The organism is Leptospira johnsonii, assembly GCF_003112675.1.
Classification (GTDB): domain Bacteria; phylum Spirochaetota; class Leptospiria; order Leptospirales; family Leptospiraceae; genus Leptospira_B; species Leptospira_B johnsonii.
In genome coordinates this window covers 341,115-354,508 of the sequence record NZ_BFAY01000006.1, presented here as the reverse complement: position 1 = coordinate 354,508, position 13,394 = coordinate 341,115, and the positions used below count along the sequence as shown (strand labels likewise).

General features: G+C 42.5%; 9 protein-coding genes. 4 read left to right on the top strand and 5 right to left on the bottom strand.

Annotated features, from left to right (window positions below; translation table 11 throughout):
• Nucleotides 1-58 precede the first annotated feature (58 nt).
• Nucleotides 59-1,306: a hypothetical protein gene (locus tag LPTSP_RS05305; protein WP_108927831.1), complete on the bottom strand. Its 1,248-nt coding sequence runs from the start codon at nt 1,304-1,306 to the stop codon at nt 59-61.
• Nucleotides 1,307-1,625: 319 nt separating this feature from the next.
• On the opposite strand from LPTSP_RS05305, the gene glnA reads away from it, so the two are divergent.
• Nucleotides 1,626-3,047 (top strand): type I glutamate--ammonia ligase, encoded by a 1,422-nt coding sequence (gene glnA, locus LPTSP_RS05300; RefSeq protein WP_108927763.1) that lies wholly within the window; start codon nt 1,626-1,628, stop codon nt 3,045-3,047.
• 110 nt (nt 3,048-3,157) lie between these two features.
• Here glnA and LPTSP_RS05295 read toward each other — a convergent pair whose 3' ends face one another.
• The gene (locus tag LPTSP_RS05295) at nt 3,158-3,910 is read right to left on the bottom strand and encodes a hypothetical protein (protein ID WP_439956993.1); all 753 of its coding nucleotides are present in this window, start codon (nt 3,908-3,910) and stop codon (nt 3,158-3,160) included.
• 242 nt (nt 3,911-4,152) lie between these two features.
• Here LPTSP_RS05295 and LPTSP_RS05290 point away from each other — a divergent pair, with 242 nt between their 5' ends.
• Nucleotides 4,153-6,087, top strand: coding sequence for an alginate export family protein (locus LPTSP_RS05290; RefSeq protein ID WP_108927761.1), 1,935 nt, complete (start codon nt 4,153-4,155; stop codon nt 6,085-6,087).
• A gap of 229 nt (nt 6,088-6,316) precedes the next feature.
• Nucleotides 6,317-7,723 (top strand): cytochrome c biogenesis protein CcdA, encoded by a 1,407-nt coding sequence (locus tag LPTSP_RS05285; RefSeq protein ID WP_108927760.1) that lies wholly within the window; start codon nt 6,317-6,319, stop codon nt 7,721-7,723.
• 178 nt (nt 7,724-7,901) lie between these two features.
• Here LPTSP_RS05285 and LPTSP_RS05280 read toward each other — a convergent pair whose 3' ends face one another.
• Nucleotides 7,902-8,864 (bottom strand): prolipoprotein diacylglyceryl transferase, encoded by a 963-nt coding sequence (locus LPTSP_RS05280; RefSeq protein ID WP_108927759.1) that lies wholly within the window; start codon nt 8,862-8,864, stop codon nt 7,902-7,904.
• Between the two features lie 71 nt (nt 8,865-8,935).
• Nucleotides 8,936-9,952, bottom strand: coding sequence for a M23 family metallopeptidase (locus LPTSP_RS05275; protein WP_108927758.1), 1,017 nt, complete (start codon nt 9,950-9,952; stop codon nt 8,936-8,938).
• A gap of 59 nt (nt 9,953-10,011) precedes the next feature.
• Here LPTSP_RS05275 and pcnB point away from each other — a divergent pair, with 59 nt between their 5' ends.
• Nucleotides 10,012-11,481: a polynucleotide adenylyltransferase PcnB gene (gene pcnB / locus LPTSP_RS05270; RefSeq protein WP_108927757.1), complete on the top strand. Its 1,470-nt coding sequence runs from the start codon at nt 10,012-10,014 to the stop codon at nt 11,479-11,481.
• An 8-nt stretch (nt 11,482-11,489) separates the two neighbouring features.
• Here the strand turns inward: pcnB and recJ are convergent, their stop codons facing one another.
• Nucleotides 11,490-13,394 (bottom strand): single-stranded-DNA-specific exonuclease RecJ, encoded by a 1,905-nt coding sequence (gene recJ / locus LPTSP_RS05265; protein ID WP_108927756.1) that lies wholly within the window; start codon nt 13,392-13,394, stop codon nt 11,490-11,492.

Genomic DNA, 13,394 nt, shown 5'->3' with positions numbered 1-13,394 from the left:
CAAAGATTTCTCTCAAGGGTGATTCGAAACCTTTCCTAGGATTGTGGCCTTATATTCTTTAATCAGACCTTTGCCCGATGAGAACGTTCCAGCTTTCGGGCGTTTTTCCGTTCCCTTTTTGTTCCGGATTTAGTAAATTTTTTCTTTCTAAGAGAAAATTTTCGAGTCGAGCTTGTAATGTTTTTCCTAAAATTTCCCACTCAATCTTTAGCTCTTCGGGAAGGGAAAGTTTAGAATGAGATTCTACTTGGGACAAGAGATCAGGGATCAGTTTTTCTTCTAACTCTTGTCTTCTAGATTGGAAATGTTCGGATACGCGCTTTTGAGAATGTGAATATTCTTCTTCTAATCTTTTGAGAAGGAATCTGTCGGATCTATCAGAATATTTGTCCAATAAATGGACTACCTTTTCTTCAAAGATCGCTTCTATTCCTGCTTCCGTTTTGGGGTGGGATTCTCTTTCAGTCCATTCTTCTAATTTGCTCAATACATCTTTGAGGGGGGGCCTTTCTTCTATCCAACGAGATACTAATTCTTCGTAAGCTTCTGCAAGAACGCATACAAGGAGCAGAAGTTGTAGGCCGAATGAAAAATAGATCTTTGGCTTAAAAACAAATCCGTTCTCCGATCCACCTTTTCCTAATGCTGATAAAAGGGAGAAATATTTAGAATCTGCTCTTTTATACAAGAACTTGAGGATAACATTTTCTAATTCGGAAGAGCTTTGGGATCCTAATTCGTATTCATAGATCTCTCGGATATCCGTCAAAGATCCTACAAAAAACGCCTTCGCTAGAGAGAAGGAAGAAGAATACCTTTTTCCATTCTCTCTTTTTCCCCATAATTTTCTTTCCAATAATAGAGAATCGGAATGTTTCTCTTCTTCTTTCCAAACGATCTCGGGGATAGAATGGATCTCTTCTTCGAAAATTTTACAGAGTTGCTCTTCTGAGGTTTCTATTTTTGCTAAAACACGGAAGTAAGAGTCAGTTAGGCTCTTTTCATCAGAGGTCCAGAAGCAAAGTTTTTTTCCGAATAATACGGGAGGGATCAAATAGGAGAAGGTAACTGGATCCGGAATCTCCACTTGAGCTCGGATAGGATAAGAAGGGAGAGTAGAGAGTAGTTGAGAAGTAGGGACCCATTCATCTAACGGAACTAAAAAGTATTCCTCCGCTCCATTCTCCTTTCCCCATGCCAATACGGATTGAAAATATTCTTTGGAATTTGGAATTCCTGTTTCGGAATCTCTCCCGTCTGAAAAAGAAAGCTCGGATGGACTAGGCCATTTGGCAAGGGTCTGCATGGTTTCTCCCATGATTATATTTTGAGCGTAGTGTACCAAACTAGCGCATGGCACAGGACGGATAGATCCAAAACCTTGGTTCTGAAAATTCTATCGAATCCATTCAATCGGAGTTTTTTACTGATTGCCTCAGGTTCAAGGATTTTTAGCCTGAGCATGGACTGCTTTTCTAGGGGCTCCTTCTTTTTTTATAGAGAGGGAAGATACTTGCAGGATGGGTATTAGGATTTGGCACATCTTTTGCATAAGCATAAGCAGAACACGCTCTTCGCGTGCGAATTAGAGACCCCTAGTACAAACATATAGGAGATAAGTATCAATGGCGAAAAATGCCGCAGAAGTGATCGCTTTCGCAAAAGCGAACAAGATTCTTTTCTACGATTTCCGATTTACGGATATTAAAGGAGCTTGGCACCACGTTTCTTACCACGTAGATTCCGTAGACGAAACTACTCTTAAAGGACTTCCTTTCGACGGTTCTTCCATCCCTGCTTGGCAGCCGATCCACAAATCGGACATGCAGCTGATCCCTGACCCGACTTCTATCTTTTTAGATCCGTTCACTGCAGACCCTACTTTGGTAGTTTTCTGCGATGTTTGGGACATCTATAAGAACCAAGCTTACGAAAAATGTCCTCGTTCCATCGCTAAAAATGCGGTGAAATACCTGAAAGATACCGGTATCGGCGACACTGTTTACTTTGGACCAGAAAACGAATTCTTCCTTTTCGACGGTTTAAAAGTAAGAGACGCGATCAATATCCAATACTACGAATTAGAATCTTCCGAAGGTATTTGGAATTCTCATACTGATATGCCTGGTTCCATCAACACAGGACACCGTCCTGGAACCAAAGGTGGTTACTTCCCAGTAGCTCCTGTGGATTCTCAAGTGGATCTTCGTGCGGATATCGTTAAAACTCTTCATAAGATCGGAATGGAAACTTTCGTGGTTCACCACGAGGTTGCTCAGGCACAAGGGGAGATCGGAGTAAAATTCGGAACCCTGATCGAAGCGGCAGATAACGTCCAAAAATTGAAATACGTTGTTAAAAACGTAGCTCATAAATGGGGAAAGACCGCTACCTTCATGCCTAAACCTCTTTACGGAGATAACGGTAACGGTATGCATTGCCACCAATCCATCTGGAAAGACGGCAAAAACTTGTTTGCTGGAAACGGTTACCAAGGATTGAGCGAGCTTGCTCTGAATTACACCGGCGGTGTATTGAAGCACGGGAAAACCGTAGCTGCTTTCACTAACGCATCCACTAACTCTTACAAAAGACTTCTTCCAGGATTCGAAGCTCCTGCGATCTTAGCTTACTCCGCTCAGAACCGTTCCGCTTGTGCGAGAATTCCGTTCGTAAGTGGTGAGAAAGCGAAACGTGTTGAGTTCCGCTTCCCAGATTCTTCTGCGAACCCTTATCTTGCATTTGCTGCATTGCTTATGGCAGGACTTGATGGTATCCAGAACAAGATCGATCCGGGACCTCCTCGGGAAGAAGACTTGTTCGAACTTTCTCTGGATGAGATCCGCGAGAAGGGAATCCAACAAATGCCTCACACTCTTAGAGAAGCAGTTGAGCATATGTTGGCTGGTAAAGAAATTTTCAAAAAGGGAAATGTATTTACCGAAGACTTCATCCAAACCTACAAGGCTTACAAATTCGAAACCGAAATTTGGCCTTGGGAAGGACGCCCGCATCCGTTCGAGTTCCTCACTACTTATTCTTGCTAATCACAAGATCCAGTATGGAACAAAAAACCCCGAGAGAATATCTCGGGGTTTTTTATTTATAGAGTTCACGATCGAACTCTATCCTTCTCCGTGTTCTCAGTGTGAAACTTTTAAGGAATTTGATCTAGATTGGGTTTGTCCGCTTCGGGATATTTGGCCAGGTAAGCGCCTACGGTTTCTCTTTTTTTAGTCAGTCTTTCTCTATGGTCGGAGATGATCTGTCCGAAGTCTAGTTTTCCAGTGATGATCTCGTATCTTTCCGTTTCCATAGTGCCTAGATCCAGGTCGTAGTCTATTTCAGAAGCCTGGTCGGCGTATTTTCTTGAGGCTTCCCAATAAGGAATAGCTTCTTTGTAGAATGAATCCGCTACCTCGAAGGACTGTTTTAGCTCGTGTGCGAAATCTAAATTATAAAAATATAAATGCCTTTTATCGAATTGAGAAGCGATCCTCATATAGGATCTCATGATCTGCAGGTTCATGTGCATGAAGATGAGAAGTCTGTATTTATGATATTCTTCTTCGTTTGTTACACGGCAGAGTGCGTTCCTTGGATGACGGAATCTTTTTTGTAAACCTGCTTTTAGAAAGAATATATTCCTTCTTAGCTCATTCTCTTTATAATGGAGTTTGAGCCCATACATCTCGTAATAGTCTTCTAAGAACTTAGGCTCCCATTTATGGAGTTTGTAAGGGACCCAGTCAGAAAACTTGGTATATACACCATTCTTCTCGTATTCGTAATTATAATCCAGATCCGGTTCCGTACTGATAGAGACAGGAATTGGATTCAATTTTTGTAATGTAGGGGAGAATAGCAGAAAAACTAGGATCCAGACCCGCGTTATGTGTCTTATTCTTATCTGCATTCTATCTTATTCTATCGGTCTTTTGGCACAATCCTGGATTCTAAAAGAAATCTCGGGAAATTCTACTTTAGCAGATGAGATGCCATTTTGTCGTATTTAAATTGTTATTTTTGATCAAAAAAACGACCAAGGTCAAAAAATCTGGAGAAATATCAAATAAATTGTTTACAAAATCTGTTAAACTCTGAGTTATATCCGCTATATTGGATTTTAATCCAAAATAAGGGACTCCCCATATGTTAAAAAATACAATTACAAGCCGACCGAGTCGGAACAAAAAATATTCACTCTTGTCAGTCCGACTCTTTTTGTCCTTCGGGCTTTTAGGATTAGGGACTCTTTGGGCCCAAGGGGTAGAGCCCCCAAAACAGGAAACAGTGACTCAGGCCGAGACCACTCCTGTGAAACCGGCGGCTACGGAAGAAAAAACCTCCGCACCTGCTACCCAAACTCCAGCAACCACTGCCGCTCCTAATGGGGAAGCTAAGGATAAAGACAAGGAGAAGGAAAAAGAGAAAGCTCCTGCCGCTCCTTATAAAAGTCCTTGGAAAGGTAAATTAGATGGGGAATTACTAGGCACTTTACTTTTAACTCCGGAACACCAGGATTCGGTTAAAAAAAGTTCTAATCTTTGGATCACTGATAATCTTCGTTTCGGTTTGCAGATCCGTCCTAGATTCGAAAATTTTAATAACCAAGACTTTGATAGATCCACAAGCGATTCTAAGAACTACGTTACCCAAAACAGCCAGTTTTGGACTCTTTTAGATATCAACGAATCCTTTGCGGTAAAATTGACCATCCAAGATACTCGTCTGTATGGACAGTACAAGGATCCAAGTGGAACCGGATACGGTCCGACTTCTTTTACGAATTCTATCGGGACTGCATACGCACCTGGAAGCCAAATCCCGGTAAAAAATAATACGGATATCCGAGAAGCTTATGTGATCTGGAAAGATTTTCTTCCTTATACAAAATTGTATTTAGGTCGTCAGGTTTTCTCTTACGGAGATTCCAGGATCATAGGTGCTCGTAACGATAGCCAGATCGGTAACTCTTTTGACGGAGTTAGAGTTGCATTCGATACCAAGACATGGTCTACGCACGCAGGTTATACCGTTCTTGCAGAAGAAAGTAACGGTCCGAACGGATTTGTGACTGCGAATAACCAAAAAGTTGGCGGAGCAAAAGCTCTCAACGATACATATCTCGCTTTCTTATACAATACTTGGAAACCTTCCGAAGAGTTAGTGGTTGATATATATGAGATTGGAGTGATCAAAAAGTATAATACTACAACCGCTACCGGAGTGCTCGTTGATCCGAACGAAAGAACAAACGGAAGAGACAATCTATTCACTACAGGAGTTCGTTTGAGTAACAGAACTGCTTCTGGTAGAAGTCTTCCTGCGGGAAAATCCTGGGACTGGGGCTTAGAATACGCAGCCCAAACTGGAAGCACAGGACAAACTATAGACGCTTCTTGGGATACTTTAAATACTACTATAGGATCCGGAACGAACAAACATGCTGCTTACAAGGAAACTGTTCAGCATGACGCTTCCTTCTTCCTCGCTCAAACAGGTTATAACTATAAAGGTTTCCGTGTGGGAGTACAGTTTGCGAGAGCCTCCGGTGACCCGAACAGAGCTGACGGAAAATCCGCTACCTGGGATCCTTTATTTGCTACAAGATCCGGTGGATTCCCATACTTCGACTCAGGGAACGGTATCGCGAACGCTGCCTTCTGGGCGAACGTAAGAACTTCTTCCATTCATATCCAATACTATGATGATACTTGGGGAAGATTCATTTTCGCAGTTTACGATATTCGCAAGGATAAAGTCCAAGATGCTTGGTATGACGGTAACAGGACAGCAGTTTCAGGAAGCACTGGATTTGACGCGAACGGAGACTTCCTTGCGAACAAGACTGTTTCAGGAAGTACCGAAAACTATGCCAACAATCCTTTCCTGAAAAATTGGCAACCTGGACACAGACTTTTGCTGGAATATGACCTGATCTATATCAAGAAAATCAATGACTATTTCTCGATCTGGGCTGGAGCTACGGTTCTTTACGCGGGAGACGCGATCAAAAACCAAAAACAATACAATATCGATAAGAATAGTACGTATTTCTCTCTCACCCTTCAGTTCGCCATCTGAAGGGTCTTAATGCTCGAGCCCGGTCTTTTTTTAGAAAAGGATCGGGCTTTTTCCGTCCTTTCTTCCTTTCCACTCGTCAAAACAAGTACAGACCAGATCTAAGGGTGTCCTCCTGGGAATTCAGGATTGACCATACTTTTAGAAATCGCAATTTGGTTTCAAGGTTATGGAGTCCGATAATGTATCTTAGGAGAAATAGAAATCCTATTTGGGTCTAATCGTCCATCCCATGAAGAAAATTCGGATCCTTCTCTCCTCAGCGTTCGCGTCCCGCGCCGGACTTCTAATATTCTTCTTTTTTCTAACTAGCTCTTTACAGGCCCAATCCCAGGTCGTTTCTGAATCCTGGATCTCTTCTTTGAATCAATGGTTGGAAACCGGACTCTCCGGTTCAGAATTTGGATTCAATTCCGCGATCTTTCTCGTATTGGGGGGACTTTGTGCCAGCCTTCTTCCCTGCGTTTATCCATTATATCCGATCACTGTGGGGATCATCCAAGCAAGGGGTGAGACCGCCACGAACAAAGTATTCCATCCTTTGGTATATTATACCGGATTGGCATTCATGTATTTTTGTTTCGGGCTCGTGGCAGGAATTTCTGGCGGAGCGTTTAACACTGTACTAAGATATCCCGGAACCAATCTATTCTTAGCTGCACTTATCTTTTTATTAGGACTTGCTTCATTAGGATTTTTGTATTTACCCATCTTTCCTAATAAGGAATGGAGAGGTTGTCAAGGCTGGAAGGGAACTTTTCTTTTGGGAATGGGAGCAGGTTTTCTTTCCTCTCCTTGTGTAGGTCCGATCGTAGTTGCGATCTTGATCCAAGTGACCGCAGGAGTCCAAAGTATTAGTGTTTCTTCTTTAGCGGTTTCCTCGTTCAAGATGGCGTTGTTCGGTTTAGGTTTAGGATTGCCGTTCTTGTTTTTAGGAGTATTTGGACTTTCCCTTCCTCGCGGAGGGAAATGGACCAGATGGATACAGATCGTTTTAGGATTTGTGGTCTTTTACTTTGCATGGTCTTACTATAATAAGGCAATGCAATTATGGTCAGTTCCATCTGATCTGAGTCTTGGGATCTTAGCTGCCGCTCTTGGAGTTTTGATTGCTGCGTATTTCTATCAACCTAAGTCGCTTCTTCGTACGGAAAGAACGAAGAAGGCTCTACTTCTTACCGGACTTATTTGTTCTAGCGCAATCTTGATACGACTTGTTGGTTGGGGAGTTGGTACCGGCGGGATCAAGAAGGATATAGTAGAAGAACACGGAAATCTAGAATGGCATCGAATTTCCGAAACCGCTTTCGAGACCGCTCGTAGTGAAGATCGCTTGGTGTTTGCGGATTTTTACGCGGATTGGTGTTCTAACTGCAAGGCTTTCGAAGACCTGACCTTATCCGATCCGAATTTGAACCAGGCGCTTGGCAAAACTATCCTTTTAAAGATCAGAGACGATGATAAGGATTTTCTAATATATGAGAACGATCCTAGGTTTCCTGAGTTGAAAATAGGTCTTCCTTTCTTTGTGATCTTTTCCTCTGATGGAAAGGTTCTTTTTAAAACTACGAATTATTTAAATACAGCTGATATGATCCGCACCATCAAAGGGGAGAAGTTCCACGCCTCCGGAGAATGAGACGCGGAGTGGACGAGAGCCACAGAGATATTTTCACACAAAGACACGGAGCCTCAGAGAATTTTTGGGAATGGCGATGTAGAAATTCTAACATCGCTCAAAATCTTTTCCCCTTTGTGTCTTAGTGACTCTGTGTGAGAAAAACTTTGAGTCTCTTTACTTACTCTGTGTCTCTTAATTAAGCTGGGACTGGTTCCTTCTCCCAGAGTTTCCATTTAACCAAAAAATATAAACCGACCAATATGATCGCGATAGATACATACTGGGATTGAGAAAATCCATGCCAGTAGTATCCATTTAAGAAGGTGGTAGTTTCTCCGCTCGCTCCAGGAATGTTCGATTGTACTGGAGGATCGAAGAAAGGGATCACAGCTTTATTCACTCTTAAGAACTCGATCCCTAGTCTTGCAAGTCCGTGTAGGACAAGATACTGAGCGCCAAGGCTGAATCTTTTGAAGTTCTGGAATCTTGCCCATTTTTGGAAGTAGATGAAGAATAGAAAAGATACGAACGATTCCATGACTGGGGTATTCCAGACTGGAACACCGCTTGGGACTGCACTTGTTGGCCAGTAGGTGAATGTTAGAACCGGAATGTCTGCGTGAGTTGCAAATCCGTAACAACCGTCACCGGAAACAAAACATCCTAGTCGACCGATCGCGTAACCTAATGCCATACTCGGAACTGCTGCGTCCAAATAAGCTTTTACATCCAATTTGTTTTGGATCATGTATAGGCTGATAAATAGGATCCCAAACAGGAACCCTCCGTAAAATACCAAACCGCTTCCGGAGAATAAACTGGACCAAAGACCTGGACGACCAGGGAAACCATCAAAGTGGGTGAGTGGGTATAAATACTTTCCGTCAAAGCCGGGAGTGTCTATGAATACTTGGTCCCAAATCTCGAAGATAAAAAATACTTTAGCGCCTACGAATGTTCCAAAAACTCCTAGGATCAAAAGCCAATCTGCATGAGTCGGATCCAGATGTTTTCTCTCTAATTCCTTTGGTAAAAAATAAGAGGCCGCCAAAAAGGCGATCACTACTAAAATACTGAATGTGGAAATTCCTTCCCAGCCGCTGCTGATGTATTTCTGGACGAAAGGTACTAGTCCGGGAATATCTATGACTTTATACATGGTTCCTTCTTTGGATCTTTTTTCCCTTATATTCGTTCCCCGAATCGGGAAAGTTTCGGAGAGATTAAAAATTATTCCATATTAACGAATTCTGCGGGGTCCATAGGAGGATCGTAACCTATATGAACCTCGTAATGCACGTGAGGTCCTGTGGCTTTTCCTGTGGAGCCTACATTTCCGATATGTTGGCCTCTGGTTACTAACTGTCCTTTTTCCACGAAGACTACGGAGCAGTGTCCATACACTGTATAAAATCCGTTCAAATGGTTGATACGGATACTTTTTCCGAGTCCTCCCGCGGATTGTCCATTATCTTCTATAACTCCTGGAGCTGTCGCGTATATAGGAGTTCCTTCACCCGCGGCAAAATCGATACCTGAGTGGAATTCTCCCATCTCTACTAGGCCGAATGGATCCACTCTTCCTCCGAAAGTAGAAGTCACAAATCCTACTCCAGGTTTCAACGGTCTGCCTCTTGGCATCGCGTATAGAATGGACTCTCTTTCTTCCAAGTAATCGAATGCGTTTTGGAAGGCGTGTTTGATCTTGTACAATTCTATATTTCTCTCTGCAAAACCTTCTACAGTATCGGAATACAGATCCATGTTAGTCGAAGATTCCGGAACATTCTTCTTTAAGCTGAACTCAGGTACGTAATCGAAGGTGAGAATTCTTTTCCAGGGAACTTCTTCCCAAGCGACTAGGTTCAACTGTTCTGTCTTTTTTTCTAATCCGGAAATTTCTTTCTTAGCGTCTTTGAGAAGAGAGTTATAATAAAGAAACAGCCCTACATTATTGTCGGTCTCTCGGATCAGCTCCCGATTCGGTACGAAAAAAAAGTTCATGTAGACCACGAATGCACTCGCGAGTACGAAAAGTAGAACGGAAAGTACTCCTAAGAACGCAGCCATAAAAACGCTTAGCTCCACGTTCAGCACAGCCTCGTGATCGTGAGGCACTAGTAAGAAAGAAATTTTTCGAGACCCTTTTTCTTTGATTTTTAGCCAGGAAGAACGGAAGCGAAGATACTTGATCTTCAGCCTTTCTGCGGCTCTGGGGCGGTCTTCGAACTTTGCCTCGTTGTTCATAGATTTTTACTTGCAGGTAGGGGTCCGACAGGGATTATAGGACTTAACTATCCCATCATATGAAATTTCTGTCCAATCTCTTCAAGAAAAAAATAGGATCCGTCGACGACATTCTTATTTATCCGGAGGGACGGAGGTTTTATCGGGATTCGCATCCGATCCGCAAGACAATGATCGATGAGGATGCGGTAAAGATTATCCATCGTCTTCATAAATTCGGATACAAGGCCTATATAGTAGGCGGAGGAGTGCGGGATCTTCTTTTGGGACGCAAGCCAAAAGATTTTGACGTGGTCACCAACGCGACTCCGAATCAAATTAAGAAAATCTTTAATAACTGCCGTATCATCGGTCGCAGATTTAAGATCGTTCATATTCTCTTTAAGGGAAAGGTGATCGAGGTTAGTACTTTCCGTTCTCTTCCCGAACATCGTTTCGAAAAACCTGTGGAAGATCAGGATTATCTGATCAAACGCGATAATAAATTCGGAACTCCACAGGAAGACGCAGCCAGAAGAGACTTTACCATCAACGCGTTATACTATGATATTCGTAACGATTCCATCGTGGATTATGTGGGCGGATACGAAGATATTCAAAGCAGACAACTGAGAGTGATCGGTAATCCTGATATTTCTTTCAGAGAAGATCCTGTGAGAATGTTGCGTGCTGTAAAGTTTGCAGTGCTTCTCGGTCTGAAAATAGATCGGGGGACTTCCAAGTCTATTAAGAAGAATGTTCACGAATTAGAGAAGGCTTCTTCTTCTCGTATGTTGGAAGAATATAATAAAATTTTCCGTACCTGGAGAACTTCTCTTATTTTCCAAGGAATGGCACAAAATTCCCTTTTGGAAGTTCTATTCAAAGAAGCATTCGAGAAAGAACGTAGAAAAAATCCGGACTTTGGGGACAAGTTTTTAGAAACCAGAGTCGGAAAACGTTTGGTGATCGCAGACAAATTATTATCCGAAAGAGAGGAACTTACTCCTCAGATCTTTTATGCACTTTTATTTTCAGACCTTTCGGAAGAATCTTTAACTAAGAAGAGTGGGGGGCATTTGGTTGCTTCCTTAAAACAAGCTTTGGAGCCGATTTTCCAGAGATTGGGAACTCCTAAAAAAGATAAGGAAAGACTGATCAAGGTTTTTGCCTCTCAGGAAAGATTCACTCATACTGAGGATGATAAAGCCTCTCAAAACAATTTCTTCCGTAAGAAAGACTTCTTCTACGATGCGTTTTACGTCTTTAAGATCAATGCAATCGCGGATAATAACGATCAGGCTCTACAGTCTGCATTCTTCTGGGAGATCTCTCTTCGAAAAAGACCTGTGCTTCCAAATAGCATTGGTGGTGGCGGCGGCGGTGCCAGGAAAGAAGGCAGCGGACGTCCGAATCGAAACCGTAAAGAAAGGGAAGGCGGCGGTGGCCGATTTAAAGATCGTAACAGAAAGGGCCGCCAAAACGGAGAAGGATCAAAGCAGCAACCGGAAGCTAGTTCTGAAGATTCCGATTCTAACGATTCGGATTGATATTGATCTTATTCGAAGGATTGGATCACGAACTGAAGGCTGGTCTTTCCTTTGAAAGTGTTCTCTTCTAAACATCCCCAAAGATCTAACTCACCTTTTTCTCTTAAAACTTGGGAGAATTCTTCCGCCTTATTCCAGATAATCGCTTGGATGGATTCGGAAGACGCCAGAATTTTAAACCTTGCATGTTTGCCGTCCGACAAAGGGCGATAAGAAAGTATTTTTGCTCCTTTTACGGAAAGTAACGGAGCAGGATTTTCCATTCCGAAAGGTTCGAATAGTCCAAGCTCCGTATATAAATTTTCTCTTAACTCTTGTGGTCTTAGACTGACTAAACTTTTAGTGTCTTCTTGTAGGCCGGAAACTTTTTCCGATTCCAACCAGCTTCCTGCTTCTTGGAAAAGAATTTCTGCAAGTCTTGGGATCTGATCAATGGAAAGTGAAAATCCTCCTGCTTCTTTATGACCGCCGAATTGGTGAAAAATAGTCTCCGCTTTTTTTAGAAGGTTTAGTACATTCTCGCTGCCGTAAGCTCTTACGCTTCCTTTTGCATGTCCATGATCGGGTGCAATAAATACTACAGGTCTTTTGTATTGTTCCACGAGTCTTGTGGCTACGATCCCTGAAACTCCAGGTTCGAAATCAGGTTCGTAACAAAAGAGGATCGGTCTTTCCGTTCTTTCTCTTTTTCTTTTTAGGAAACCTTCTACTCTGAATAAATTTCTTTTGGTTCTTTCTCTTCTTTCTTCGTTTAATTTGAGAAGGTCCGTTGCGAGTGTTTCCGCTTCCTTGTCGGAGTTGGAAAGAAGAAGTCCAAGCGCTGCCTCCGTTTTTTGCATTCTTCCAGCGGCATTTAATGCAGGACCAATACTCCAGCCCAGATCTCTGGAGAGTACCTTTTTTTTATCTAGATCCAATTGAGAGAAAAGTTTTTCCAAACCTGGACGATGTGAAAATTCTCCCGTTTTGATCTTTTGTAAAGTGTAACAACCTTCTTTAACTATGATCCTATTTTCTCCCACAAGAGGCATCATATCGGTGATTGTACCTATAGAAGCTAGATCTAAATTTTTCAAAACCTGTTCCCAGATCGCAGGAGAAGAAGATATCTGAGAATAGAAAACCTCTCTTTCAGGGAATTGGGTTTTGGAAGCGGTGGGCCAATCTATGAAACTACCGGCAAAATGTTTTTCTGCTTCCGACTTGTCCCCTTTGAAAAGTTTGATCCCGTTTTTGACGAGCGAGCCGCTAAAAAATGTCTCTCCATCTGGGATCCAAACTAAAGAATTATAATTTTCTAATGTACTATAAAGCCAGGCTGTGATAAGTTTCCATGCGATTACGGAAGTGCAGATCTTTTCGGTTGGATAGAGGGAATCTCCTCTTTTAGGAGAGATCAGTTTACAAGAAGAAGGGATTCTGTCCGGGATCTCGTGGTGGTCTAGTACCACTACTTGTATACCTTCTTTATTCAATTCTTCTATTTCGGTACTATTGCTTGTTCCGAAGTCCAGGGTCACGAGTAAGTCCGGTCGGACCTCTCTTACATATTTCATCGCAGGTTCGCAGAGTCCGTAATCTTCCTCGCTGGAAGTTTTAACTGTGAGCTTCCCTGGATGTATCCCTCTTAAAAAATTGGCGAGTAGGCTTGTAGAACAAACTCCGTCGCTGTCTCTATCTCCATAGAGTAAGATGGATTTTTTTTCCCGAACAGCGGATTGAAGAATGCGGATAGAGTCATCCATGTCCGGTAATAAAAACGGAGAAGGAAGATCTGCAATATTTTGGGCAAGGATCTTGGTAGGATCGGAAACCCCTCCGAATTTAGTCCCGAACACATGGGACTGGAGAGGAGTTAAGCCTTGTATGGAAGAATTTGGTAGGTTATGAAAATCTGGTCCATGCTGGGGCAT